This is a genomic window from Mesorhizobium sp. PUT5, from assembly GCF_052216645.1.
Taxonomy (GTDB): Bacteria; Pseudomonadota; Alphaproteobacteria; order Rhizobiales; family Rhizobiaceae; genus Mesorhizobium.
Genome location: NZ_JBQOSO010000003.1, coordinates 498,141 through 523,073, shown reverse-complemented (window position 1 = coordinate 523,073; position 24,933 = coordinate 498,141). Strand labels below are relative to the sequence as shown.

Here is a 24,933-nt window from a genome sequence, read left to right as displayed (position 1 = left end):
AACCGATATGGTGAGGGTATCTGGCAGGGAGGAATGCCATGTCCGCTAAGCGTTCGTCATTTTCCGCAGGGTTGGGATTGCTGGCCTTCTCGGCCTCGGTGCTGGCGGTCTCGCCGGCCGGCGCGACAGAGGAGCTGAACGCGCTGGTCTGGTGCGACAACACCGACCCGGCCCTGATCGAACCGTTCGAGAAGGCCAACGACGTCAAGGTCAATCTGAAGGTCTATGAGGGCACCGGCGCCGGGCTTTCCATCCTCGACCAGTCCCAGCCGGGCGACTGGGACGTGATGGTGATCGATTCCATCGACGTGCAGCGCGTGGCCAAGGAGCGCTTCCTGCCGCTGGCCGACGACAGCCTGCCGCTGGCCAACCAGTTCCCCGAAGTGCGCATGGACGACATCCTCGTCCTCGACGGCAACCGCTACGCGGTGACGGAGAAATGGGGCTTCAACGCCATCTCCTACAACAACAAGGCCTTCTCCGCCGAGGATGTCTCCACGCTGAAGAAGCTCACCGATCCGAAGTTCAAGGGGCGGCTGGCCATCTACGACTACTATCTGCCGGTGCTGGGCATGGCCTCGGTCGCCACGGGCACGCCGACCAAGGACTTCAGCGACGCCACCCTGGCGCCGGTCAAGGACCTGATGCTGCAGCTCAAGGCCAACTCCAAGCTGGTGGGTGAGGTTTCCGCCAGCCAGACCGCGCTCGCCACCGGCGAGGTGGATGTGGTGGTCGGCGCCGGCGAGTGGGTGACGGCGGGCCTGCACGCGGAAGATCCGAACCTCGATTTCGTCATCCCCGAGGAGGGCGGCATCCTGTGGTCACAGTCGCTCGCCATCCTCAAGGACAGCAAGAAGCAGGACCTGGCGCTGAAGTTCGTCCAGCACGTGCTGAGCCCCGAGGGCCAGGCGGCGCTCGCCACCTCCTCCTGCTACTGGGGCATGCCGGCGCAGAAGGACGCCGCGCTGAACGACGAGCAGAAGAAGACGCTGAAGTTCTCCTCCGAGCAGCAGGCCAAGGATCTGGCGGCGTCCAACCGCTATCCTGCGCCCGACCCGGAACTGGACAAGAAGATGCAGGATCTGTGGAACGACGTCCTGCAGGCCAACTGAGGGCTGCCCCTCCCCTTCCACAGCCATGCGGCCGGAAACGATCCGGCCGCGAAACCTTGCCGCGGCGCGACCGCCGCGCCATGACCGCGACATTGCCATGACCGATGCGAAACTCAACTGGCGGACATTTCTGCTGGTCGGCCCGGCCGCGCTCTTCACCGTGCTGTTCTTCGTGGTGCCGCTGGCGGCGATGGTCGCCGTCTCCTTCACCGCGGGCGGCGCGGCCTCGCTCGACAACTACCGCCACTTCCTCACCCAGCCGAGCTATGTGAAGGCGCTGGCCAACTCGCTGGAAGTGACGCTCATCGTCACCGCGATCTCCGTCGTGGTGGCCTATCCGCTGGCCTGGGTGCTGGCCGAGCGCGTACCGGAGCGCTGGCAGCGCGCCGCCCTCATGCTGACCATCCTGCCCTTCTGGACCTCCTATGTGGTGCGCTCCTATTCCTGGCTGCTGCTCCTGGCCGAGCGCGGCGTCGTCAACCGCGCGCTCATGGCCACCGGCCTGCTCGACCAGCCGCTGCAGCTTGCCAACACGCGCGCCGCCACGGTGATCGGCTTCGTGCATTTCTTCGTCATGCTTTTGACGCTGACCATCTACGCCAACTTCAAGCAGCTCAGCCCCAGCTACCGCAAGGCGGCCGCGGACCTCGGCGCCGGCGGCGTGCAGACCTTCCTGCATGTCGTGCTGCCGCTGACGCTGCCCGGCATCATGGTCGGCGCCTTCCTCACCTTCGTGCTGGCGATCGGCGACTATGTCACGCCGCAGCTTCTAGGCGGCAGCAACGAGCTGTTGATGCCGCAGCTCGTCATCCAGCAGATCGGCCGCCGCGCCGACCTGCCGCTGGCGGCCGCGCTGTCGCTGATCCTCATGCTCGTCATCTCGATCGCCTATCTCGCCTGCGCGCGCTGGCTGAAGCTGGACAGGACATAGGCCATGAAGCGGCTTGTCGACCTTCTTGCCGGCCTCTACGCGCTGCTCGCCTACGGCTTCATCTACCTGCCGATCGTGGTGCTGGTGCTGTTTTCCTTCCAGGCCAGCCGCTTCCCGCTGCCGCCCTTCACCGGCCCGTCGCTGCGCTGGTACGGCGAGGTGCTGGGCGACGCCAAGTTCACGCATGCCATGCTGAATTCGGCGGTGCTGGGCGTGGTCTCCTCGGCCGTCGCCGTGCTGCTCGGCTTCCTCGCCGCCTATGGCTGCGCGCGCATGCGCGGCGGCATGGGCAACACGGTGCGGGCGCTGCTGATTGCGCCGCTTTCGGTGAGCTATCTCATCATCGGCATGGGGCTGGTGGTGCTGTTCAACGCGGTCGGCGTGCCCAAGTCGCTGTTTGCGGTGGGCGTCGGCCACGTCGTCATCAACCTGCCGCTGTGCTTCGCCATCCTCTACAGCCAGATGAACGACAACATCATTCGCCTGGAGCAGGCCGCGCGCGACCTCGGCGCCAGGGAGTGGCAGGTGCTGGCGCTGGTGGTGGCGCCGGTTCTGTGGCCGGCGCTGGTGGCCAGCTTCGTGCTGTCGCTGACGCTGTCCTGGGACGAATTCCTGATCGCCTTCCTGCTCACCCGCTTCGAGACCACGCTGCCGGTGGAGATCTGGACGCTGCTGCGCTCCGGGCTCAACCCCAAGGCCAACGCCATCGGCGCCATCGTGTTCGGCGTCTCGGTGGTGATGGTGGTGCTGGCGGAACTGGCGATCTTCGGCAGGGGGAAGAAGCAGAAGTCATGAGCACGCCCGTCGTTTCCATCTCCGGCCTGTCGCACAGCTACGGCGCGCTGACTGTGCTGCACGAACTGTCGCTCGACATCCACCCCGGCGAATATGTGGTGCTGCTCGGCCCGTCGGGCTCCGGCAAGACCACGCTTCTGTCCATCCTGGGCGGCTTCCTGCAGCCGACCAGGGGCCAGGTGCTGATCGGCGGGAGGGACTGCACCCGCATGCCGCCGGCCAGGCGCCCGACCACCACCGTGTTCCAGGACTACGCGCTGTTTCCGCATATGAGCGTGGGGGCCAACGTCGCCTTCGGCCCGCGCATGAACGGCGTCAACCGCGCCGAGCGGGCGCGACAGGCGCGCGAGACGCTGGCGCTGGTGGGACTGGAGCAGGCGTTCGACAAGAAGCCGCACCAGCTTTCCGGCGGGCAGAGGCAGCGCGTGGCGCTCGCCCGCGCGCTGGTGATGAAGCCCAAGCTCCTGCTTCTCGACGAGCCGCTCGGCGCGCTCGACCTCGGCCTGCGCCGGCAGATGCAGGACGAGCTGAAGGCGATCCAGAAGCGCGTCGGCACCGCCTTCGTCCACGTCACCCACGACCAGGAGGAGGCCATGGCGCTGGCCGACCTGCTGCTGGTCATGCAGGACGGCCGCATCGTCGACCAAGGCGACCCGGAACGCGTCTACACAAGGCCATCCACCCGCTTCAGCGCCACCTTCATGGGCGAGAACACGCTGATCGAGGCCGAGGTGACCGGCGTGGAAGGCTCGCTCGCCATGATAAAAACGCCGCTCGGTACCCTGCGGCTGGAACGGCCCGGGGCGCGCCTCGGCAAGGCGGCCATCACCGTCCGGCCGGAGAACATGCGATTGGGACCGGCCCCTTCCGGCACCGTCTCCTTCGGCGCCGGCATCATCGCCGAAAGCGTGTTCCAGGGCAGCTACCGCAAGGCGGTGGTGCAAAGCGACAGCGGCCAGCATATCGTGCTGAAGCTGGCCGCCGACGAACCGGCCGGGATCGGCTCGCGCGTCGAACTGCATGCCGAACCCCGGCATGTCGGCCTGCTGCCTGGATGAGGAAAACGCCCATGGCTGCGATCGCGCCGAAGGACTGGTACGAGGTCGTGCCCTTCGCGGACGGCATCAGCCTGATCCACGAGCCATGGATAAAGCCGTTCTTCCGCTGCAACATGTTCCATGTGCGCGGGCGCGACCGCGACCTTCTGGTCGATACCGGCCTCGGCCATTTTCCGCTGCGCGCCAATGTGCCGATGCTGGGCACCGGCCGGCCGCTGGTGTGCGTGGCCAGCCACGCGCATTTCGACCATATCGGCAGCCATCACGAGTTCGAGGAACGCTGGATACATTCCGCGGAGGCGGAGATCCTCGCCGATCCGCGCCCCGAATGGACATTGTCGGCCGGCTATGCCGACGAAGCCATGTTCATCGCGCCTCCGCAAGGCTGGGATACGGCCGCCTACCGCATCGAGCCCGCCCCGGCCACGAGGCTGCTTGCCGACGGGGATGCGATCGACCTCGGCGACCGCAGCTTCGAGGTCATCCATACGCCCGGCCATTCCCCGGGCGGCATCGCGCTCTACGAGCAGGCGACCGGCACGCTGATCGCCGGCGACATCGTCTATGACGGCGAGCTGGTCACCGACACCTTCCATTCCGATCTCGGCGACTATCGCCGCTCGCTGGAGCGGCTGGCGAAGCTGCCGGTGCGCATCGTCCATGGCGGGCATTTCGCCAGCTTCGGCCCGGTCAGGCTCAGGCAGATCGTCGAGGACTTCCTGCGGGAGCATCGGTGACGCCGTCGCCGTCCAGCAGGATGCGTTCGGCGCTGCCGTCGAGATCGTCGTACTGGCCGCTACGCAATGCCCACAGGAAGCCGGCCAGTCCCAGCCCGCCGAGGAACAGCGCCATCGGGATGAGGAAGGCAAGGCTGGTCATTCGGCAGGGCTCAGCATGCCCTGTCCGCCCAGGCCGGCGCGGACAGGCTGTTTGCGGGAAAGACGGCCGGGCCAGCCGGAAAGCCGCATCGCATTGGCGATGACGACCACGGACGAGCCCGACATGGCTATCGCCGCGATCAGCGGCGTGACGTGGCCGAGCACGGCAATGGGCACGGCGACCGCATTGTAGGCGATCGCAAAGCCGAGGTTCTGCCGGATCAGGCGGCCGGCCTTGCGCGAAACGGAAAGCGCCAGCGGCACCGCTTCCAGGCTGTCGCGCAGGAACACGAAATCCGCGGCGTTGCGGCCGATATCGGCGGCGGTGGCCGGAGCCATCGAGACATGGGCGGTGCTGAGCGCGGGCGCGTCGTTCAGCCCGTCGCCCACCATCAGCGCCTTGCGCCCCTCGGCGCGGAGCGCTTCCAGACGCGCCGCTTTCTCGCCGGGCAGCATGGCGGCAGTGAAATCGGAAATGCTGAGCTGCGCCGCGACGACGGCGGCGTTGCGGGGCGTGTCGCCGGTCAGCATCGCGACATGGATGCCGTCCGCGGCCAGCGCGGCGACGGCCTGGGCGGCGCCCGGCCTGATCCGATCCTCGCAGGCGAACGCGGCCTGCAGAACGCCGTCGCGGGAAAGCACGGTGCCGCTGCCGGCCTCGCTGCCCAGCGCCCAGGCGGCCCGGCCGAGCCGCCACAGCGCGCCGCCGGCCTGTCCCTCCAGCCCACAGCCCGGCACCTCCTGCACCTGGTCGAAGCGCAGGCCCGGGACAACGCCCTTGCCGGCTTCGGCGACGGCGCGCGCCACCGGATGGCGCGAATGCGCGGCAAGCTGCGCCGCCATGGCAAGCGCCTCGGGATCGATGCGCCCGGCCTCGAGCAGGCGCGGCTCCCCCATGGTCAGCGTGCCGGTCTTGTCGAACACCGCGGTGTCGACGCCGGACAGCCGCTCCATGGCCGAGCCCTCCTTGACCATGATGCCGTTCTCGAACAGGCGGCGCGCCGCCACTACCTGCACGATCGGCACGGCAAGTCCCAGCGCGCAGGGACAGGTGATGATGAGCACGGCGATGGCGATGGTGATGGCGCGGTGCCAGTCGCCGCCGGCGATCATCCAGCCGACGAAGGTCAGCAGGGCGGTGAGGTGCAGGACCGGCGCATAGAGCGCGGCCGCGCGATCGGCGATGCGACGATAGCGCGCCCGACCTCCCTCGGCCGCCTCCATCAGCCGCACCATCTCGGCCAGGAACGAGTCATCCGCCCTGGCAAGCGCCTCCACCGTCAGCGCGCCGGTGAGGTTCATCGCGCCGGCGCGCAGCGTCGTGCCCGGCCCGGCGCGCTGCGGCTCGCTCTCGCCGCTGACCAGCGAGCAGTCGATCTCCGACAGGCCGCCGGTGACGCGTGCGTCCACGGGCACGCGCTCGCCCGCCGCCAGAAGCAGAACGGCGCCCTTCTCGATCTCGTCGGACGGCACGTAGTCGCGCGTGCCGTCCGGGCGCAGCACGGTGGCGCCGCGGGCGGCCAGCCGGCGCAGGCCGCTGACGGCGACGCGGGCGCGCGCCCGCATGACATGGTCGAGCGTGCGGCCGATCAGCAGGAAGAACAGCAGCGACACAGAGGCGTCGAAATAGGCATGCGGGCCGTGCGTCATCGTCTCGTAGAGGCTGAGCGCATAGGCGAGCGCGATGCCCACGGAAATGGGCACGTCCATGTTCATGCGGCCGTGGCGCAGCGCGCCCCAGGCCGAGCGGAAGAAGATGCGCCCGGCGAAGATCAGCGCCGGAATGGCGATCAGCGCCGAAATCCAGTGAAAAAGGTCGCGCGTGGCCGCATCCGCGCCCGACCACACCGAAACCGAGAGCAACATCACGTTGCCGGCCGCGAAACCGGAAACGGCGACCCCGCGGATCAGTTCGGACAGCACCGGATCGCGGCCGTCATCCTGCTCGGCGTCGAACAGATGCGCCTCGTAGCCCAGCCGGCCGAGCGTGGCGACCAGCGGCGGCACCGCGCCGTGCGACTGCCCCTCGCGCCACCGCACGGCGACGCGCCGGGTCGACAGGTTCACGCGCGCGCCCTCCACGCCCGGCAGTCCGGCCAACGCCGTCTCGATGGTGCGGATGCAGGCGCCGCAATGCACGCCGGGCACGGAAAGATAAAGCTGGAGCAGGCCCGGGCCGGCCGGCCGGCTGGCCAGTCTTATCTCCTCGGCGGACGGCCCGGAAAGCCTCTCCAGGTCGAGGGCGGCTTCGGCGACAGGCGCGCAGCAGCTCATTTCACGGCTCCGTCCCTGACCTGGATGCGCTCGACCTGCCGGTAGGGAAGGTCGCGGCCGACATCGGCGTCGATCTCCACGATCCAGACCCCGTCGGGCACGGTCTCGTCCGATGCGAAGGCGCCGTCCGCCGCCCGTCCGAGCCGGATGGTGCGGTCCTGCGCCTCATAGGCGGGATGGCGGAAGGCCAGGGTGACGGCGCGCGGCACGATGCGCGCGCCGGAGGCGTCGGCAAGCTCGTAGCGGATGGCGCCTGCGGCCAGCGTCAGCCGCCCGCTCCAGTGCAACGCCGCCTGCGCGCGGCCTTCCTCGGCCTTGCGGTTGAACTGCTGGCCGGCGACATAGGTGTTCTCCACCACCAGCCCGGTCCAACTGGTGCGGGCGAATGTCGCCATCGTCAGGTTGACGGCGATGATGACGCCGAAGAAGGCCACCATGGTCAGCAGCATGTGCCGGCCGGTGAATTCGCCGGAGGTTCGGGGGCTCATTTCAGCGTCTCCGGAGCATTGAAGGTGGCGGTGTAGGATGCGGTCTCGGTGCCTTCGACATCCCGCACCAGGAACCGGAAGGTGACGTTGCCCGCCCGCACCAGCCGGCGCGGCTGGCGCACGTAGATCTTGACCGACTTCAGCGCATCGGGCTCGGCCTGGATAAGCAGTTGCGTGCCCTCGGCCTTGTCGCCGACGGCGGTCATGGAGGCGCCCGGGAGATCGGCCAGGGAGACTTCCAGCGTGCGCGGCTGGGGAATCATGTTGAGCAGCTTGACGGTAAAGCCGTTGCGGATCGAGCCGTCCGAGAGCGTCACATATTGCGGGTTGCGGTCGTGCAGCACGTTCACCTGCAGCCGCTCGCGCGTCATCAACCCGTAGAGCAGCGCCAGCCCGACCAGAGACCAGCCGGCCATGTAGATGAAGGTGCGCAGGCGGAAGACCTTGCCGATGCGGAAGTCGGCCACCTTGCCGGAAAGCTTTCCGTCCGCGCCGCGCACCAGGGCAGGGTCGACGGCATGGCTGCCGCTGCCGGTGGCGAGCGCCATGTTGGCGTTGTAGTCGTTCAGGGTGGCGTAGGCGATGAGGCCGCGCTCCCTGCCGATCTTGTCCATGACGGCGTCGCAGGCGTCGATGCACAACGCGCAGGTGATGCATTCGAGTTGCTGGCCGTCGCGGATATCGATGCCCATCGGGCAAACCGCCACGCAGGCGTTGCAGTCAACGCAATCGCCCACGCTCTCGCCGGCGGCGGCCGCCTTCTTGGCATGGCGCGAGCGTGGTTCGCCGCGCCAGTCGTTATAGGTGACGGTGAGCGAGTTTTCGTCGAGCATCGCCGCCTGGATGCGCGGCCACGGGCACATATAGGTGCAGACCTGTTCGCGCATCAGGCCGCCGAACACATAGGTGGTGGCGGTCAAGACGGCGATAGTGATGTAGGCGACCGAGGGCGCCTCGCCCGCCACCACTTCCCCGAACAGGGTCGGCGCATCGGCGAAGTAGAAGATCCAGGCGCCGCCGGTGGCCACCGCGATCAGCAGCCAGATGGCATGCTTGGAGGCACGCAGCACGAGCTTGCGCACGGTCCACGGCCCGGCGTCCAGCTTGATGCGGGCATTGCGATCGCCCTCCATCCAGCGCTCGACGACCAGGAACAGGTCCACCCACACCGTCTGCGGACAGGTGTAGCCGCACCATGCGCGGCCGACGGTGGAGGTGATGAGGAACAGGCCGATGCCTGCCATGATCAGCAGGCCGGCGACGAAATAGAACTCCTGCGGCCAGATCTCGATGAAGAAGAAATAGAAGCGGCGGTTGGCCAGGTCGACCAGCACCGCCTGGTCCGACGCGTAGGGGCCGCGGTCCCAGCGCAGCCAGGGCGTGAGATAGTAGATGGCGAGCGTGACCGCCATGACGATCCACTTGAAGCGGCGGAAGCGCCCTGAGGCGCGCTTGGGAAAGATCTTGCGGCGCGCGGCGTAGAGGGGCTTGCGCACCCGGGCGGAATTGACCGCCTCGGCTTCCAGTCTTTCTACTTCGTTGCTGTCCAGCATGCCCGTTTCCAGCGTCGTTTTCACGCTTTTCGGTCCGCCGGCACCGCCGCGCGTTGATCCAGGTCAAGAAGCGCAAGGGCTGCGGCAAATGGTCGAGGCCCGCCGGGTGGGGCGGGCCTCGTCGCCCGGGCGGCTGGAACGCCCCCCTCGGCTATTCCCCGCCGCCCAGCGAATGCACGAACACGGCCAGTTCCTTGACCTTGACGTCGCCCAGCCGCGCGCCCCAGGCCGGCATCACGCCCATCTTCGGGTTGCGCACCTGCGCGGCGATGGCCGCTTCGCCCTCGCCATAGAGCCAGATGCCGTCGGTCAGGTTCGGCCCGCCCAATTCGCGGTTGCCCTTGCCGTCGTCGCCGTGGCAGGAGGCGCAGTTGTCGGCGTAGACCTGCCGCCCCGGCTCGACCATCGACGGGTCCTTGACCGGGCTGCCGGAGAGGCTGGCCACGAAAGCGCTGACCTCGGCGATCTGCTTCGGCTCGAGGATTTCGCCGAAGGCGGGCATGTCGGAGACATGGGTGTCGGGATCGGTGGCGAAGCGGATGCCGTGCGCAATGGTCTTGTAGATCTCGTCGGGCGAGCCGCCCCACAGCCAGTCGTCGTCGTTCAGGTTGGGGAAGCCCTTCGAGCCCTCGGCGCCCGATCCGTGGCACTGCACGCAGTTCACCCGGAAGGCGGCGCCGCCGGCGGCGACGGCGAATTCGCGCAGCGTCTCGTCGGCCTCGATCTCAGCGACGCTCTTGGCCCTGACCGCCTCGACATATTTGTCCTTGGCGGCTTCCGCCGCGACCAGCTCGGTCTTGACCGCGCCGCGGCTGGAATAGCCGAGCAGGCCGCTGGTGGCGGAGGTCAGCATCGGCCAGGCCGGGTAGGCGATGGTGTAGGCCAGCGCCCACACGATGGTGGCGTAGAAGCTCCATACCCACCAGCGCGGCATGGGATTGTCCAGCTCGCGGATGCCGTCCCATTCGTGGCCGGTCGTGGCGACGCCGGAGACTTCGTCGATATGCTTGTCGCTCATTTGCGGTCGTCCTCCAGCGGAATGCGGGCGGCCTCCTCGGCCTTGCTGCGGGTGCCGGGGCGGAAGGCGAACAGCACCACCCCGACGAAAAACAGCGTCATGGCGAGCAGCCCCCAACTGTCGGCGAAGTGGCGCATGGCGGTGTAGGTTTCCATCCTGCCCTCCTAGAGCATGTTGCAGCCAAGTGGAGTCACTTGGCGTCGCACACATGCGGCAAAATCAATCAGATAGACCATGATGTCGTCCGAAAACCGCTTCACACTTTTCGACATCATGGTCTAGCGGTAGCCGGCGGCTTCGTCGTAGGTCGAGAAATCGACCAGCGTGCCGAGCATCTGCAGATAGGCCACCAGCGCGTCCATCTCCGTGACCTGCTGCGGGTTGCCGTCGAAATCGCCGAGCTTGGCCTTCGGATAGCGCGCTTCCACGCCCGACGTGTCGGCGTTCGGATTGGCCTGCGCCATCAGGTCGGCCTCGGCGTTGTCGACCATCTCGCCGGTGTAGGGCACGCCCACGTCGACATTGGCCACGAGCTGCGTGGAAAAGCCCTTCGGATCGATCGGATTGTCCTTCAGGAAGCCGTAGCTCGGCATGATCGATTCCGGCACCACCGAGCGCGGCTCGACGAGATGCTGCACGTGCCATTCGTTGGAGTAGCGATCGCCGACGCGCGCAAGGTCCGGCCCGGTGCGCTTGGACCCCCACTGGAAGGGGTGGTCGTACATGGATTCGGCCGCCAGGCTGTAATGGCCGTAGCGTTCCACCTCGTCGCGGAAGGGCCGGATCATCTGCGAGTGGCACAGATAGCAGCCCTCGCGGATATAGATGTTGCGCCCGGCCAGCTCCAGCGGCGAATAGGGCCGCATGCCTTCCACCTTCTCGATCGTGTTCTGGAGATAGAACAGCGGCGCGATCTCGACGATGCCGCCGACCGTGACGACGAGGAGGGAGCCTACCAGGAGCAGCGTGGCGTTGCGCTCCAGGATTGCGTGCTTGTCCAACAAGGCCATGAGAATGCTCCTATTCGGCCGGCTGCAGGGCGGGCTGGAAGCCGCCGATGGGGGTTTCCTGGCGCTGGCGGCCGCGGATTGTCATGGCCACGTTCCAGGCCATCAGGATCGCGCCAGCCAGATAGAGGCCGCCGCCGAAGGCGCGCATGATGTAGTAGGGATGCATGGCCGCGACCGACTCCGCGAAGGAATAGACCAGGAAGCCCTGCTCGTCGTATTCGCGCCACATCAGGCCCTGCTGGATGCCCGACACCCACATCGACGCCGCGTAGATGACGATGCCGAGGGTCGCCAGCCAGAAGTGCCAGTTGACCATGCGGATCGAATAGAGCCGCTCGCGGTTCCACAGGCGCGGCACGAGGAAATAGATGGCGCCGAAGGAGATCAGCCCGTTCCAGCCCAGCGCACCGGAATGCACGTGGCCGATGGTCCAGTCGGTGTAGTGCGACAGCGAGTTGACCGCCTTGATCGACATCATCGGCCCCTCGAAAGTGGCCATGCCGTAGAAGGCGACCGCCATCACCATCATGCGCACGATGGGGTCGGTGCGCAGCTTGTCCCAGGCGCCCGAAAGCGTCATCAGGCCGTTGATCATGCCGCCCCAGGAAGGCATCCACAGCATGATGGAAAAGACCATGCCCAGCGTCTGCGCCCAGTCGGGCAGGGCGGTGTAGTGCAGGTGGTGCGGCCCCGCCCAGATGTAGAGGAAGATCAGCGCCCAGAAGTGGATGATCGACAGGCGGTAGGAATAGACCGGCCGGTTCACCTGCTTGGGAATGAAGTAGTACATCATGCCGAGGAAGCCGGCGGTGAGGAAGAAGCCCACGGCGTTGTGGCCGTACCACCATTGCGTAAGCGCATCCTGCACGCCCGAGAACAGCGAATAGCTCTTGGACCCGAGGAAGGAGGCCGGCACCGCCAGGTTGTTCACCACATGCAGCATGGCGATGGTGACGATGAAGGACAGGTAGAACCAGTTGGCGACGTAGATGTGCGGTTCCTTGCGCTTGACGATGGTCCCCAGGAACACGGCCAGATAGGCCACCCACACGATCGTCAGCCAGATGTCGACATACCATTCCGGCTCGGCATATTCGCGGCTCTGGGTGATGCCCAGCAGATAGCCGGTGGCGGCCATGATGATGAAGAGCTGGTAGCCCCAGAACACGAACCAGGCCAGGTTGCCGCCGAACAGGCGCGCGCGCGAGGTGCGCTGCACAACATAGAACGAGGTCGCGATCAGCGCGTTGCCGCCGAAGGCGAAGATCACCGCCGAGGTGTGCAGCGGCCGCAGGCGGCCGAAATTGAACCAGGGCTGGACGTTGAGGTCGGGAAAGGCCAGCTGCAGCGCGATGACGACGCCGACCAGCAGGCCCACCACGGCCCAGAACACGGTGGCGATGGCGCCGTAGCGGATCGGGCCGTCCATATAGGCGGAGGGATCGGGCGCCCGCTGCGGCGCGAAGCTGACATTGCGCAGCAGCACGATGGTGCCGCCCGTCAGGGCAAAGAACAGCACCCACATATGGGCGCGGAACGGTGCGTCGACGCCGAAGCCCGCCCCGGCCAGGGCCAGGAACGCGGCAATGCCCAACACAACGATTTCGGTTCCGTATTTCATCGAACGTCCCCACGGCTCTCCGTAGGACCGCACGGACGCGGTCCCTGCGGAGAGCCATTCCGCAGGGCGCGAGATCGCGCCTTGATCCATGTCAAACGGCGCCGCGCACAGGCGGCGGTGGATGGGGAAAGGCGGTCAGCCGCCGGCGGTCGCCAGGCGTTCCACCTTCGCGGCACCAGCGCCGGCGCCGGCAATCCGCAGGCGATCGCCGGTGGCGATGCCGTCGATGGGACACACCACCACGGGGCAGCGCGTGCCGTAGAGCAAGGCTGCCACCAGCGCGCCCACGGTGATGATGGGGTCGGGGCGGGCCAGCACGATGCCGGCGGGGCCGGTGCCCAGCCGGATCGCCTCGGCCAGCACCGAGGACGAGGAGGAAGACCCGCGCCCGCCGGCCATGACCAGGATCCGGCCGGTCATCGCCTTGCCCAGGTCGGGATGCGAGCGGTCGATGATGCGCCCGGTGGCGGCGTCCAGCCCGCCCCAGAAGCTCAGCTCCTGCGAAAGCACCAGCGCAACGCCTTCCGCCTCGCCCGCCGCATAGGCATTCGCCGCGCGAATCACGGCACTCTCCGTATGACGCGGCCCGCTGCGGCGGAGGCCACGCAGTCCTCCAGCGCGCCGAAGGCCACCTCGACGCCGATATTGCCCGGCGCATAGTGCGCCCACTTGCCGGAATTGGTCATCACCGCCCCGTCCAGCTTCTTCAGGATGGCGGTGACATAGGTACAGGTGTCGGCGACGGGAACGAGGTTCAAGGCATCGGCGTCGCGCAGCTCGCCCTGCCGCTCCAGTTCCGCCAGCGTGGCGCGGCCGGTGTTGACGTAGATCGGCACCCTGCTCGCCGCGCCGGCACGCCGCAGCAGGGCCAGAAGCCGGTCCCATTCGGCGCGCGAGAAATGCGGCGTGCCGAGGCAGACGGCGCTGATGGCGGAGCCGTCCGGCACGCTGGACAGTTGCCGCAGGGCGCGGGCCGCGTCCGGCGGCGTTATCTCGACCACCTCCTGCGGCGCAAGTCCGCCGAAGGCGTCGGCGAGCGTCGGCGCCTCCGGGGTGATGCCGACGGCATGGAACAGCGCCACCGCGCCGGCGGAGGCGGCGGCCGCGCCCAACGCTTTCAACTGGTCCTCGTCGCGCGGCGGCGGCAGACCCTCGATGACCGGCACCCGCTCGCCGGCGCGCTCGCCGACCAGCAGCCCGACAGCCACGTAGAGCGTGTCGGCGGGCTCCGGCGAGGCGGGAAAGCCGGCGAGGCGGAACAGCACCCGGCCCGCCCGGTTCCGGTCGAGATGCAGCCCCCAGGCCGGCGCGCGGCCGGTAACGGCGCAGCACAGGTCGATGAAGTCGCCGTAGCGGTTGGTGCGCGCGCCGATCACCGAATTGGCGAAGACGATGGCGTTGGATTCGCCCCAGGCGATCTGCTCGCCGAAGGCGGGCCGGAACAGGGTCTGGTAGGGCGCGCAGGTGAAGGTGGGCTGGCAGCCCAGTTCCTCATGCGCCCGCATCAGCCGCCGGGCCGGCGCCTGCTCCCCGGCGCTCAGGCGCATGATCTCGGGATGGATGAGGTCGAGCGAGCCGACATTGAGGGTGGTGGGCACGCGCACCCTGCCGCCGCCGGAAACCAGCCGCTCGACGAAATCGAGGCTGGCCTGGCCGTGATACAGGCATCCGTCGATATGGGCGCGGGAAATGTCGATGAGCGACGCGGCCCCCAGCGCTTCGGCGAAGGCGGCGAGGACCTGCATGGCGAAAGCGGCGGCCCCGCCCGCCTCGCCATTCAGCATCGCCCGGTCGGCTGCGGTCAGCGACAGCGCCATGTCACATGGTCCTTCCTGCGCGGCGCGGCATCGCCGTGTCCGGCCCGCCCTACATTGCCTCCCCCGCAGGCCAGGTCAATCGCGGCAGTTCGGCAGAAACGGCGGAAGGGCTGTTCCAGCGACGGAATTCTGTTGGCCGCATCGCCGCAACGGTTGCCGGAAACGGCGCGGCGGCGCACATGCTCGGACAGGTCAAGCACAGGAGGATCGCCCTGGACCAGGCGTCGTCGACGGGCGCGCGGCCCTTTTCCGTCACCAACCGCCTCGTGCTGGCGATCGCGGTGCCGATGACGCTCGCCTATCTCACCACGCCGCTGCTGGGCATCGTCGACACGGCCGTGGTCGGCCAGTTCGGCGATGCGGCCCTGCTCGGCGGCCTGGCGGCGGGCGCGCTGGTGTTCGACGTCGTCTTCACCACCTTCAACTTCCTGCGCTCCGGCACGACCGGGCTGGTCGCGCAGGCTTACGGACGGGGCGACGAGCTGGAGGAACGGGCCGTCTTCTGGCGCGCGGCTCTGATCGCGGTGGCGGTCGGCCTGGTGCTTGCCGCCTGCGCGCCGCCGATAGCCGCCGCCGGCAAATGGTTCATGGGCGCGGAGCCTCGCGTCAACGAGGCGATGGACACCTATATCCGCATCCGTCTGCTGGCGGCGCCGTTCTCGCTCGTCAACTATGCCGTGCTCGGCTACGTGCTGGGCCGGGGCGAAGGTTCGTTCGGACTCCTGCTGCAACTGGTGCTGAACGGCATCAACATCGCGCTCAGCCTGCTGCTCGGCCTCAAGCTCGGCTGGGGCGTGGCGGGCGTGGCCTGGGCCACGGTCGGCGGCGAGGCCGTCGCCATGCTGCTCGGGCTCGGCATCGTCGGCCGCCGCTTCCGCGCGGGCCCGCGCCTGTCGCCGCGGCACATACTGAACCTGCCGGCGCTGCTCGCGATGATGTCGCTCAACCGCGACATCATGATCCGTTCCTTCTCGCTGCTGGCGGCCTTTGCGCTGTTCACCCGCCAGGGCGTGCAGTTCGGCACGGTCACGCTGGCGGCGAACGCGATCCTGATGAACTTCTTCCTCATCGCCGGCTACTTCCTGGACGGCTTCGCCACCGCCGCCGAGCAGCTTGCCGGCCGCGCCATCGGCGCCGGCGCGCCGGCCTCGTTCCGCCGGGCCGTGCGGCTTACGCTGTGGTGGGGCTTCGGCCTTGCCGGCGCCGCCACCGCGGCGCTGCTGGCCTTCGGCGACGGTCTCGTCGCCGTCGTCACCACCGCGCCACAGGTGAGGACGGAGGCGGCCGTCTATCTGCCCTGGGCCGCCTTCACCGCGCTGAGCGGCGTCCTGGCCTTCCAGATGGACGGCATCTTCATCGGCGCCACCTGGTCGCGCGACATGCGCAACATGATGCTGCTGTCGCTCGCCGCCTTCGTCGCCGCGCTGCTGGCGCTGGCGCCCCTGCTGGGCAATCACGGCCTTTGGGCGGCGCTGCACGTGTTCCTGCTGGTGCGCGGCTTCAGCCTGCTCGGCATGCTGCGGCGCAGGGTCAGGACCGCGTTCCGGCCGCACCGCGCCTGACCCGCGCAATGCCTGCTCCGGGCGAGACGGACGAACGGAAAAAGCGTATAGACATCATGGACCAACACCGGCAGGGGCCGGAAGAAGCGGAGAAGACGATGAGGAAATTGCTGGAGAATAGGATCAGCCGGCGCAATGTGCTGGCCGCAGGCGCCGCCGCGGCCGGCTTGCTGGCCATGCCGGCCGTGCTGCGCGCGCAGGACAAGTCGCTCAAGGTCGGCGTCTATGGCGGCTATTTCAAGAAGTCGTTCGACGAGCACATCTTCCCCGAATTCACCAAGGCGACCGGCATTGCGGTGGAATCGGTGGCCGAACCCACCGGCGAGGCATGGCTGGTGCAGCTCGAGCAGGCGGCGCGCGCCGGCCAGGCGCCGGCCGACCTTTCGATGATGTCGCAGACGGCCACGCTGAAGGGCCAGGCCAGCGAGCTGTGGACGCCGCTCGACGCCTCGAAGTTCAAGCACTACGACGACCTTCTGCCGCGCTTCATCAACAAATATCCGGACGGGCGCGTCGCCGGCATCGGCGCCGTGGCCTGGTACATCACGCTGGTGTCCAACACCGACGTGTTCAAGGAGGCGCCGACTTCCTGGGCCGCCTTCTGGGAAGAGGACAAGAAGGACAAGCTCGGCCTGCTGGCGCTGGCCTCCAACTCCTTCCTGCTGGACGTGACCGCCAAGACCTTCATGGGCGGCTCCAACGCCCTCGACACCGAAGAAGGCCTGGAGAAGGCCTTCGCCAAGCTGGCCGAGGTGAAGCCGAATGTGCGGCTGTGGTATCGCGACGAGGCGCAGTTCGAGCAGGCGCTGAAATCGGGCGAAATCCCGATGGGACAATACTACCACGACGTCACCGGCCTCGCGATCGCCGACGGCTTCCATGTCCGCTCGACCTTCCCGAAGGAAGGCGGCATCCAGGATTCCGGCAACTGGGTTCTGTCGAAGGCGTCCAAGAAGGTCGACGAGGCGCATGCCTTCATCGACTACATGACGCAGCCCTCGATCCAGGGCCTGATGTCGCGCAAGGTCGGCACCGCGCCGACGCTGGAGCGCAAGGTGCTCGACCTGACCGACAAGGAATTCGCGGCGGTGTCGTCCGAGATAGAGCCGATCATCCCGCGCTACGACCTCTATGTGTCGAAGGCCGACTGGATCAACCAGAAATGGACCGAGCTGATCGTCGGCTGAGAGGCCGGCTCGCGTAGCGGATCCATCGTGCCGCCGGCACGGTGACAGGCCGCGGGAGGAGGAGCGGGTTTGCGTTCCCCCTCCCCCCCATAAGCCGCTGCCACTTCCCGTATCGGCGCGAGGCCCTCGCCGCCGGGGAACATCCGGAACCGGAGATTTTGGAGAAGCAATGCCCGGCCTTTCCATCAATGCCGTCACCAAGCGCTTCGGCGACTTCAGCGCCGTGGACGACGTCAGCCTGTCGGTTCCGCACGGCACCTTCGTGTGCCTGCTGGGGCCGTCCGGCTGCGGCAAGACCACGTTGCTCAGGATGATCGCCGGGCTGGAAGAGCCGACGAGCGGCACCATCGCGCTGGACGGGGCCGACATCACCGACGTGCCGACCCACAAGCGCAATTTCGGCATGGTGTTCCAGTCGCTGGCGCTGTTTCCGCATCTTTCGGTGGGCGACAACATCGCCTATGCGCTGCGCATCCGCGGCGCCTCGAAAGGGGAGCAGAAGCAGCGGGTCGACGAACTGCTTACCCTGATCCATCTCACCGGCTTCGCCGACCGGCCGGTGGCCAAGCTTTCCGGCGGCCAGCGCCAGCGGGTCGCCATTGCACGCGCGCTGGCGCTCTCGCCGAAACTGTTCCTGCTCGACGAGCCGCTGTCGGCGCTGGACGCCAAGCTGCGCGAGGCCATGCAGGTGGAACTGCGCCAGCTCCAGCAGCGGCTCGGCATCACCACCATCGTCGTCACCCATGACCAGCGCGAGGCCATGACCATGGCCGACCTGGTGGTGGTGATGGGCAACGGCCGCATCCTGCAGGCCGCGCCGCCGACCGAGATTTACCGGCGGCCGGCGGACGCTTTCGTGGCCGACTTCATCGGCATCACCAACCTGCTGCCGGCGGAGGCCGACAATGCGGGCCGCGCCACCGTGCTGGGACATGCGGTGCCGGGGCTGAAGCTGCCCGCCGGCGCCAACAAGGCCTCCCTCTCGGTACGGCCGGAGGACGTGCGCATCGTCGCCCCCGGCGCGGGCGCGCTCGACGGCAACGTCACCTTCGTGCGCGATCTCGGCGGCACCATCGAGACCTTCGTGCAGGCGGGCTCCGCCACCATCGTGGCGGTTGCCACGCCGCGCGAAAGACCCGACGTCAGCGTCGGCCAGTTGGTGGGCATCGCGCTGCCGGCGGAAAGCTGCGTGGTGCTGAAGTCATGAGGCGCGAGCCGCCCAGAACCGCCGCCGACTACGCGCCGCTGGCATTCCCTGCGCTGATGCTCACGGTGTTCTTCGTGGCGCCGTTCTCGATCATGATCGCGGTGAGCTTCTTCCGCCGCGACCCGGCCGGCTTCTACAAGCCGGATTTCGTGCTCGACAACTATGCGCGCTTCCTCACCGCCTTCTTCGGCTCGGTGCTGGGCTTCTCGCTGATGCTGGCGATCCTGGTCGCAATCTGTTGCGTGACGATCGGCTTCCCCTTCACCTATCTGCTCACCCGCTGCGCGCGCCGGGTGCAGACGGTGTGGCTGGTGTGCCTCCTTTCGGTGCTGTCGCTGTCGGAGGTCATCATCGGCTTTTCCTGGTCGACGCTGTTTTCGCGCACCGCCGGCATCACCAACATCTTCGTCGCGCTCGGCCTGATGGACGAGCCGGTGGCGCTGCTGCCGAGCTTCGGCGCGGTGCTGACCGGCATGGTCTACCAGGCGCTGCCCTACACGATCCTGGTGCTCTATCCGGCGCTGGTGCGGCTCGACCCGACGCTGCTGGAGGCAGCGCGCACGCTGGGCTGCTCGCCGCTGCAGGCCTTTTTCAACGTGGTGACGCCGGCGCTGCGCAATTCCATCGTGGCCACGCTCATCATGGTCTTCGTCTTCGCGCTGGGTTCCTACCTCTTGCCGCAGATTCTCGGCCGGCCCCAGCACTGGACGCTTTCGGTGCTCATCACCGACCAGGCGATCTACCAGTCCAACATGCCCTTCGCCGCGGCGATGGCGGTGTTCCTGGTGCTGATCTCGCTGGCGCTGGTGGGGCTCACCCTTTTGATCGGACGCCGGGAGGAGGCATCGTGAACACCTTGCTGCGCCGCGCCTTCTTCGTCGCCGTTGGGCTGTTCCTGGCCGCACCGCTCATCGTGGTGGCCGGCGTGTCGGTCAACCAGCGGCAGGAGCTGACCTTTCCGCCGCGCGGCTTCTCGGCCGCCTGGTATGCGCAGATCTTCACCGACCCGGAGTGGCGTGCGGCGCTGATCCATTCGCTCACGCTGGCCGTCACGTCCGCTGCGATCGCGGTGGCGATCGCCCTGCCGCTGTCCTGGTTCCTGTGGCGGCGCATCGCGCCGTGGGCGAACGTCTTCCGCCTGCTGGGGATCGCGCCCTTCATCCTGCCGCCGGTCATCACCGCGCTCGGCTTCCTGTCCTTCTGGGCGACGGTCGGACTGTTCGGCCAGTTCTTCACCGCCATCATCAGCCACGCCATCTTCTTCGTGACCTTGCCGCTGGTCACGCTTTCGCTGGGCTTCGCGGCGATCGACCGCTCGCTGGTGGAGGCGGCCGCCACCATGGGCGCCGACGACCGCACGATAGCGCGCACCGTGGTGCTGCCGCTGATCCTGCCTTACCTGGTCTCCGGCTACGCCTTCGCCTTCGTGCTTTCGCTCAACGAATATATCGTGGCCTACATGACCATCGGCTTCACCACCGAGACGCTGCCGATCAAAATCTTCAACGCGCTCCGCTACGGCTACACGCCGACCATGGCCTCGGTGTCGGTGTTCTTCGTGGCCCTGGCGGCAGTGGTGTTCGGCCTGATCGCCGCCTTCGGCGACATCCGCAGGCTGCTGGGCGCCATGGGATCGCAGGAGTAGCTCAACTGAACGCCGCGGCCGGCGCCAGACGGTCACGGCGCAGCCACCGCGCCAGAAGCAGCACCGCCACCACCGCCAGGCCCAGCGCCAGCCCGATCCAGATGCCAATGCCGGCCATGCCGAAATGGAAGGCCAGCAGCACGCCGAGCGGCAGGCCGACGCCCCAGTAGCCGATGGCGGCGTAGATCATCGGCACGCGGGTGTCGTGCAGGCCGCGCAGCATGCCGGCCGCCACCGCCTGCGCGCCGTCGAAGACCTGGAACAGCGCCGCAAACGCCAGGAACGACACGGCAAGGCCGATCACATGGGCATTGGCGGGATCGGCGACATCGATGAAGGCGCGTATCAGCAGGTGCGGCGCCAGGATCATGGCGAGCCCGGTCAGCGCCATGAAGGACACGCCGATGACGAAGGAGGTCCATCCGGCCCGGCTGACGCCTTCGGGATTGCGCGCGCCATGCGCCAGCCCGACGCGCACCGTGGCGGCCTGGTTGAGGCCCAGCGGCACCATGAAGCTGATCGAGCCGATCTGGGTGGCGATGGCGTGGGCGGCCAGCGAATCGGCGTCGATCAGCCCCATGAGCAGGGCCGAAACGTTGAAGATCGTGACCTCGAAGGCCAGGATGCCGGCAATGGGGAGGCCCAGGCGCAAAAGCGTGCGCAGACGGGGCCAGTCGGAACGCCAGAAGCGGCCGAAAATCTGGTAGCGGCGGAATTTCTTCTCGACCACGACCACCAGGGCAAGCCCGGCGAACATCAGCACCGAAGACAGCGTGGTGGCGAAACCCGAGCCGGCAATGCCCATGGCCGGCGCGCCGAGATTGCCGAAAATGAACATCCAGTTGAGCAGCACGTTGCAGGCCACCGCAAGGAAGACGATGACAAGCGCCCAGCCCGGGCGCTCCAATGCCGAGATGAAGGAGCGCAGCACGATATAGCCGTAGAAGGGCAGCACCGCCCATTGCAGCCAGCGCAGGTAGATGCCGGCCTGGTGGGCCAGCGCCGGTTCCTGCCCCATGGCCAGCAGCACCGCCTCGCCGTGCCACAGGAACAGCCAGATGGGCACGGCGGCGAACACGGCCAGCCACAGGCCCTGGCGCACGGTGCGGCGCAGGTCGCGCACCGAATGCGGCATGCTGCCGAGCTTCGTCGCCATCATCGGCGAGGTGGCGAGGATCAGGCCGAGGCCGAAGATCATCGGCATGAAATAGAGGTTCGAGCCGAGAGCGCTGGCGGCGAGCGCCTGCGGCCCCAGCCGCCCCATCATCATCACGTCGGTGGCGGTCATGGCGGTCTGGCCGAGATTGGTCAGAACCATGGGCCACGCCAGCGCGACGGTGGCCCTGATTTCGGAGCGCCAAAGATTTGCCGGTGCGCGGGCGCCGGCCTGGATCGCAGACATCTTGTTCTTCCGGCCGCGGCGCGTCGGCGCAAAGCCGGAAGCCGCACGTCCGGCAGCGAGCGTCGAAATGGAGCGCTGCGCCGCCTTTGCTTGTTCAACTTCAGCGCGCGTGCACCGCATGGCCACGCGCAAGGCCAGGGTTTGTGCACGCAAGCGCCGGATATGGCAAGGGGAGCCGGCAAGGAAAAGAATGGGCCACGCCTCAGACGATGGCGTCCAGCGCCCGCCGCTGACGATGCATCTCCAGGAAGATGCGGTAGTCGCGGTCGAAGCGCGCGGCTGCGTCGGGACCGGGCGAGCGCATCTTCCCGCCCTGCTGCATGGCCGTGCAGGCGGCGGCAAGATCGCCATAGAGGCCGGCTGCGGTGGCCGCCACCATGCCGGTGCCCAGCAACACCGCCTCGTCGGCCAGCGGTTCGACCACCGCGCAGCCGGTGGCATCGGCATAAAGCTCCATCAGCAGCGGATTGCGGGTGTGGCCGCCGGTGATGTGCAGCGTATCGATCAGGTAGCCGTTTTCGTTCAGCGCCTCCAGCACGTGGCGCAGGCCGAGCGCGATCGCCACCGCCGTGCGCCAGTAAAGCGCGCACAGGCTGTCGAAGGAGGAATCGAGCTTCAACCCGCTGATGACGCCGACGGCGTGCGGATCGGCCAGCGGCGAGCGGTTGCCGTGGAAATCGGGCAGCACGTGCAGGCGGCCGGCAAAGTCCGGGCCTTCCGCCGCACGCAGTTCCATCACGCGCCGGGCGATCCTGCCGTGCATGGCAGCATCCGGCTCGCCGCCGGCGCCATGCCAGCGGATGATGTGGTCGAGCAGCGCGCCGGTGGCCGACTGGCCGCCTTCCGAGAGCCACAGGCCGGGCAGCGCGGCGCCGAAATACGGCCCCCACACCCCGGCGAAGGGCCGCGGGTGCTGCGACATGGCCATGACGCAGCTCGACGTGCCGGCGATGAGGGCCAGGTGCCGGCTGATATTCTTCTTGTCGCCGGCGAAGCCGCCCAGCACGCCGAGCGCACCCGCATAGGCGTCGATCAGACCCGCACCCACGCGGCAGTTCCCGGTGAGGCCCAGCGCGGACGCCGCGTCGGCGGTGAGCGGGCCAAGATCGGTGCCGACCGGGCTGGCGCGCTCCGGCAGGCCGCCATGCTCGAACAGATCGGCAAGCCCGACTTGGGCGAAGAAATCGCGCTGCCAGCCGGGCTCCTCATGCGCCAGATAGGTCCATTTGGCCGTCAGCGTGCATTGCGAGCGCGCCAGCGAGCCGCTCGCCTTCCAGGTCAGGAAGTCGGCCAGATCGAAAAAATAGCCCGCCCGCGACCATGTCTGCGCAAGATTGCGCTTGAGCCACATCAGCTTGGGCGTTTCCATCTCGGGCGACATCACCCCGCCGATATAGTCGAGCACCCGGTGGCGGCTGGCAGTGCATTCGTCGGCCTCGGCAAGCGCCCGGTGGTCGAGCCACACGATGGTGTCCCAGCGATCCTCGCCGCCGGTGGAAACGCTGAGCTGGCTGCCATGCCGGTCGCGCGCCACCAGCGAGCAGGTGGCATCGAAGGAGATGCCGGCCACCTCGGCGGCGGCGACGCCGGCCTTTTCGCGCGCGCCGCGCACGGCAGTGCAGACGGCCGCCCAGATGTCCTGCGAGTCGTGCTCGGCATGGTCCGGCTTCGGCCGGTTCATGGCGATCGGGTGCTCGGCCCGGCCAAGCATCCGGCCCGCGGCATCAAGGATGCCGGCGCGAGCGCTCCCGGTGCCGACATCGACAGCGCAGACGATTCCGTTGTTCAAGACGTTGCTTCTTTCGCTCCCAAGGCCACGCGGCGGCGTCGAGCGAGACTATAAGGTGCCGGCATGGGGAGGCAAGCCGCCCTTGCCGGCCGGGAACGGCTACCCGGCCAGATAGCGCCCCAGCACGGCGCGCGCACCGTCCGCCCACAGGCTGCCGAGCGCTGCCGAGAATGCACCGATAAACACGGAGGAACGGCCGACGTCCCCGTAGATGTCGTCCATGGCAAGCCATGCGGCGGGATCGTCTTTCGCCGCCCGGGCGGTTTCCTGCATGCGGTCCCAGTTCGGGTCGTTGGGCTCTATGGCCGCGCCGGAATCGGTGGTGCCGAAGCAGTAGCGGCACCACAGCGCCGATTCCAGCGCCAGGCCGGCGATGCCCTGCCCCGCCTTCAGCCGGTCGGCGATGGTGGGAATGATGAATTTCGGCTGGCGGTTGGAACCGTCGAGGCAGAGCCTGCGCACCGTGTCGCCGATCTCCGGATTGGAGAAGCGGTGGTCGATCTGCCGGAAATACTCCTCCAGGCTGGTGTCGGGCACCGGCGGCACGGTGGGGATGATCTCCTCGCGCTCCAGCTTTTCAAGGAAGCCGCGCACCAGCGGCTCCTGCATGGCCTCGTGCACGAAATGGATGTCCATCAGCCCGGCCGGATAGGCGATTGCCGCATGGCCGCCGTTGAGGATGCGTATCTTCATCAGCTCATAGGGCGAGACATCGCCCACGAACTGCACGCCGACTTCTTCCAGCGCCGGCCGGCCATCGGTGAAGCGGTCCTCCAGCACCCATTGCCGGAACGGTTCGCAGAACACCGGCCAGGCGTCATCCAGGCCGAATTCGCCGGCCAGTATGGCGCGCTCGCGGTCGGTCGTGACCGGGGTGATGCGGTCGACCATGGAATTGGGGAAGGCGACCTGCTCGCCCACCCAGTCGGCCAGTTCGTCGTCGACCAGCCTGGCAAGGCCGATCACGCCGTCGGCGGCGACCCGGCCGTTGTGGGGGATGTTGTCGCAGGACATGACCGTGAAGGGCACGATGCCGTTGCGCCGGCGCTGCACCAGCCCCGCCAGGATAAGGCCGAACACCGTCTTCGGGTTGGCCGGATCGCCGGCATCGGCCACGATGCCCGGATGGGTCGGGTCGAAGCGGCCCGAGGCCGGGTCGATGAAATAGCCGCCCTCGGTGATGGTCAGCGACACGATCCTGATGCGCGGGTCGGCCAGCCGGGCGATCGTGGCGGACATTTCCGCCGGCTCCACGAAGTCGATCATGGCGGCGGTGACGCGGGCCGACCGGCCCTTCTCGTCCTGCTCGACGACGGTGGTCAGCCAGTCCTGCGCGGCCAGCTTCTGGCGCGCGGCCCGCTCCGCGGCGAATACGCCGGCGCCGACGATGCCCCAGTCATGGCCGGCGCCTTTGTTGAACAGATCGTCGAGATAGACGGCCTGGTGGGCGCGATGGAAATTGCCGACGCCGAAATGCAGGATGCCGGGGGTCAGCGCGGCGCGGTCGTATTTCGGGCCGGCGACCCCGGAGGGAAGGGCTGCGAGCGTCTTGTCAGAGAGTTTCGTGGTCATGGCATGTCTCGCTG

The 24,933-nt window shown here is 67.9% G+C and carries 23 protein-coding genes; 10 read left to right on the top strand and 13 right to left on the bottom strand.

Annotated elements, in window-relative coordinates:
• Nucleotides 1-38: 38 nt before the first annotated feature.
• The 5 genes from ACTDI4_RS04060 (at nt 39) to ACTDI4_RS04040 (ending at nt 4,633) form a co-directional block, all read left to right on the top strand.
• Nucleotides 39-1,112, top strand: coding sequence for a polyamine ABC transporter substrate-binding protein (locus tag ACTDI4_RS04060; protein WP_442839939.1), 1,074 nt, complete (start codon nt 39-41; stop codon nt 1,110-1,112).
• A gap of 97 nt (nt 1,113-1,209) precedes the next feature.
• On the top strand, nt 1,210-2,043 hold the full coding sequence (locus ACTDI4_RS04055) for an ABC transporter permease (RefSeq protein ID WP_442839938.1): 834 nt from the start codon (nt 1,210-1,212) through the stop codon (nt 2,041-2,043).
• Between the two features lie 3 nt (nt 2,044-2,046).
• Entirely contained in the window at nt 2,047-2,838 is a 792-nt protein-coding gene (locus ACTDI4_RS04050) for an ABC transporter permease (RefSeq protein WP_442839937.1), read from the top strand.
• Nucleotides 2,835-3,896, top strand: a complete 1,062-nt coding sequence (locus ACTDI4_RS04045; RefSeq protein WP_442839936.1) for an ABC transporter ATP-binding protein — start codon at nt 2,835-2,837, stop codon at nt 3,894-3,896. The genes ACTDI4_RS04050 and ACTDI4_RS04045 overlap by 4 nt, the downstream gene beginning before the upstream one ends.
• Nucleotides 3,897-3,907: 11 nt before the next feature.
• On the top strand, nt 3,908-4,633 hold the full coding sequence (locus tag ACTDI4_RS04040) for an MBL fold metallo-hydrolase (protein WP_442839935.1): 726 nt from the start codon (nt 3,908-3,910) through the stop codon (nt 4,631-4,633).
• Here the strand turns inward: ACTDI4_RS04040 and ccoS are convergent.
• The 10 genes from ccoS to ACTDI4_RS03990 form a co-directional block, all read right to left on the bottom strand.
• Nucleotides 4,593-4,775, bottom strand: coding sequence for a cbb3-type cytochrome oxidase assembly protein CcoS (gene ccoS / locus ACTDI4_RS04035; protein WP_442839934.1), 183 nt, complete (start codon nt 4,773-4,775; stop codon nt 4,593-4,595). The genes ACTDI4_RS04040 and ccoS overlap by 41 nt on opposite strands.
• Nucleotides 4,772-7,048, bottom strand: coding sequence for a heavy metal translocating P-type ATPase (locus ACTDI4_RS04030; RefSeq protein WP_442839933.1), 2,277 nt, complete (start codon nt 7,046-7,048; stop codon nt 4,772-4,774). Before ACTDI4_RS04030 ends, ccoS begins: the two co-directional genes overlap by 4 nt.
• The gene (locus ACTDI4_RS04025) at nt 7,045-7,536 is read right to left on the bottom strand and encodes a FixH family protein (protein WP_442839932.1); all 492 of its coding nucleotides are present in this window, start codon (nt 7,534-7,536) and stop codon (nt 7,045-7,047) included. The genes ACTDI4_RS04030 and ACTDI4_RS04025 overlap by 4 nt, the downstream gene beginning before the upstream one ends.
• Nucleotides 7,533-9,089: a cytochrome c oxidase accessory protein CcoG gene (ccoG, locus tag ACTDI4_RS04020; protein ID WP_442839931.1), complete on the bottom strand. Its 1,557-nt coding sequence runs from the start codon at nt 9,087-9,089 to the stop codon at nt 7,533-7,535. The genes ACTDI4_RS04025 and ccoG overlap by 4 nt, the downstream gene beginning before the upstream one ends.
• Nucleotides 9,090-9,240: 151 nt before the next feature.
• Nucleotides 9,241-10,107 carry a cytochrome-c oxidase, cbb3-type subunit III gene (ccoP, locus tag ACTDI4_RS04015; RefSeq protein ID WP_442839930.1) on the bottom strand — a complete coding sequence of 289 codons (867 nt, stop codon included), beginning with the start codon at nt 10,105-10,107 and terminating at the stop codon, nt 9,241-9,243.
• Nucleotides 10,104-10,262: a cbb3-type cytochrome c oxidase subunit 3 gene (locus ACTDI4_RS04010; RefSeq protein WP_442839929.1), complete on the bottom strand. Its 159-nt coding sequence runs from the start codon at nt 10,260-10,262 to the stop codon at nt 10,104-10,106. The genes ccoP and ACTDI4_RS04010 overlap by 4 nt, the downstream gene beginning before the upstream one ends.
• A gap of 123 nt (nt 10,263-10,385) precedes the next feature.
• Entirely contained in the window at nt 10,386-11,117 is a 732-nt protein-coding gene (ccoO, locus tag ACTDI4_RS04005) for a cytochrome-c oxidase, cbb3-type subunit II (RefSeq protein WP_442839928.1), read from the bottom strand.
• Nucleotides 11,118-11,127: 10 nt separating this feature from the next.
• Entirely contained in the window at nt 11,128-12,738 is a 1,611-nt protein-coding gene (ccoN, locus tag ACTDI4_RS04000; protein ID WP_442839927.1) for a cytochrome-c oxidase, cbb3-type subunit I, read from the bottom strand.
• 135 nt (nt 12,739-12,873) lie between these two features.
• Nucleotides 12,874-13,302: an aconitase X swivel domain-containing protein gene (locus tag ACTDI4_RS03995; RefSeq protein ID WP_442839926.1), complete on the bottom strand. Its 429-nt coding sequence runs from the start codon at nt 13,300-13,302 to the stop codon at nt 12,874-12,876.
• The gene (locus ACTDI4_RS03990) at nt 13,299-14,555 is read right to left on the bottom strand and encodes an aconitase X (protein WP_442839925.1); all 1,257 of its coding nucleotides are present in this window, start codon (nt 14,553-14,555) and stop codon (nt 13,299-13,301) included. The genes ACTDI4_RS03995 and ACTDI4_RS03990 overlap by 4 nt, the downstream gene beginning before the upstream one ends.
• Before the next feature lie 179 nt (nt 14,556-14,734).
• Between ACTDI4_RS03990 and ACTDI4_RS03985 the strand changes: the two genes are divergently transcribed.
• From ACTDI4_RS03985 to ACTDI4_RS03965, 5 genes are all read left to right on the top strand, one after another.
• A complete protein-coding gene (locus ACTDI4_RS03985) occupies nt 14,735-16,117 on the top strand; it encodes an MATE family efflux transporter (RefSeq protein ID WP_442843257.1) in 1,383 nt (460 codons plus the stop codon).
• A 98-nt stretch (nt 16,118-16,215) separates the two neighbouring features.
• Nucleotides 16,216-17,304 (top strand): ABC transporter substrate-binding protein, encoded by a 1,089-nt coding sequence (locus ACTDI4_RS03980; RefSeq protein ID WP_442839924.1) that lies wholly within the window; start codon nt 16,216-16,218, stop codon nt 17,302-17,304.
• Nucleotides 17,305-17,473: 169 nt separating this feature from the next.
• Entirely contained in the window at nt 17,474-18,511 is a 1,038-nt protein-coding gene (locus tag ACTDI4_RS03975) for an ABC transporter ATP-binding protein (RefSeq protein ID WP_442839923.1), read from the top strand.
• The gene (locus tag ACTDI4_RS03970) at nt 18,508-19,362 is read left to right on the top strand and encodes an ABC transporter permease (protein WP_442839922.1); all 855 of its coding nucleotides are present in this window, start codon (nt 18,508-18,510) and stop codon (nt 19,360-19,362) included. Before ACTDI4_RS03975 ends, ACTDI4_RS03970 begins: the two co-directional genes overlap by 4 nt.
• The gene (locus ACTDI4_RS03965) at nt 19,359-20,156 is read left to right on the top strand and encodes an ABC transporter permease (protein WP_442839921.1); all 798 of its coding nucleotides are present in this window, start codon (nt 19,359-19,361) and stop codon (nt 20,154-20,156) included. The genes ACTDI4_RS03970 and ACTDI4_RS03965 overlap by 4 nt, the downstream gene beginning before the upstream one ends.
• A 1-nt stretch (nt 20,157) precedes the next feature.
• Here ACTDI4_RS03965 and ACTDI4_RS03960 read toward each other — a convergent pair whose 3' ends face one another.
• The 3 genes from ACTDI4_RS03960 to ACTDI4_RS03950 form a co-directional block, all read right to left on the bottom strand.
• Nucleotides 20,158-21,558: an MATE family efflux transporter gene (locus tag ACTDI4_RS03960; protein WP_442839920.1), complete on the bottom strand. Its 1,401-nt coding sequence runs from the start codon at nt 21,556-21,558 to the stop codon at nt 20,158-20,160.
• Nucleotides 21,559-21,760: 202 nt separating this feature from the next.
• Nucleotides 21,761-23,347 carry an FGGY-family carbohydrate kinase gene (locus ACTDI4_RS03955; protein WP_442839919.1) on the bottom strand — a complete coding sequence of 529 codons (1,587 nt, stop codon included), beginning with the start codon at nt 23,345-23,347 and terminating at the stop codon, nt 21,761-21,763.
• A gap of 99 nt (nt 23,348-23,446) precedes the next feature.
• Nucleotides 23,447-24,919: a mannitol dehydrogenase family protein gene (locus tag ACTDI4_RS03950; RefSeq protein ID WP_442839918.1), complete on the bottom strand. Its 1,473-nt coding sequence runs from the start codon at nt 24,917-24,919 to the stop codon at nt 23,447-23,449.
• Nucleotides 24,920-24,933: the final 14 nt, after the last annotated feature.